General features: G+C 51.5%; 1 protein-coding gene. It reads right to left on the bottom strand.

Annotated elements, in window-relative coordinates:
- Positions 1-1,015: NAD(P)H-hydrate dehydratase (locus B3O33_RS00970; protein WP_292362749.1), on the bottom strand; the 1,015-nt coding region annotated here is incomplete at its 3' end.
- Positions 1,016-1,034 lie beyond the last annotated feature (19 nt).

The raw sequence follows: 1,034 nt of genomic DNA, 5'->3' as shown, positions 1-1,034 counted from the left end.
GGGTAGGCGCTTCTCCGTTTGAGATTAATGAGCCGGATCCTTTCAGCACGACCACACCACCATAACGTCTTTGCAGCTCATAAACGGCTGCAAAACGATCGGCTTGAATATCTTCTGAGCTGCAACCCAACAAGCGTGCAGCTTCACCCGGATGTGGTGTGAGCACCCAATTGTCATGATGTTGCGGATTTTTGCTCAGCAGGTTTAATGCGTCAGCATCCACTACCATGGGTAAGTTGGTCTCAATCGCTTTGTGGAATAACGCAATACCCCATTCACTCTGGCCTAAACCGGGACCAACCGTTAAGGCATTGGCCGGACGTAACAACGCTTCCAGATCACCGGCATCCTCCACGCCGTAGCACATCAATTCCGGTCGGGCCAGATTGAGGATTGGGCCATGCGTGCTGCGGGTGGCAATACTAATCAGTCCTGCGCCAACACGCGCCCCTGCTTCTGCGGCAACACGTGCTGCTCCCGGCATTCCGTGGTCACCACCAATAATAAATAAATGACCGTATAGACCTTTATGTCCTGTGCGCTCACGCGGTGCTAATCCAGCTGCGTCATTTTCAAGACTGACGCGACGTGCAATTGGAGTAAAGACGTTATAAATGGCGGAAGGGACTTTTAGCGAATCAAAACAGACCTCACCGCAAAAGTTCGGCCCTTCACCGGTAAACAGGCCTTTATTCAGGCCAAGAAAGCTCAAGGTGATGGTAGCGTGAACTGCTGTTCCCAGAGCTCGCCCGGTATTGGCGTGAATGCCGGAAGGAATGTCCAGCGCCAGAACGGGAATACGTTTGGTATGCTGGTTGATAGCATCAATGGCGAGAGCGTAGTCACCACTTACTTCACGGTTAAGACCTGTCCCTAAAAGCGCATCCACAATAACGTCGGTCGTGGGTAATTTATCTTCAAAGCGATGAATTTCATTACCCGTTGCAATATAGGCTTCACGGGCCGCGAGCGCTTCCTGGCTCATTTCCTTCTCGTCGCCAACTTGAAATGCCACGACACGGTAATCTTTTGCT

This window comes from Methylophaga sp. UBA1464 (genome assembly GCF_002325665.1).
In the GTDB taxonomy this organism is placed as follows: Bacteria; Pseudomonadota; Gammaproteobacteria; order Nitrosococcales; family Methylophagaceae; genus Methylophaga.
This window is presented reverse-complemented; position numbering and strand designations above follow the sequence as displayed.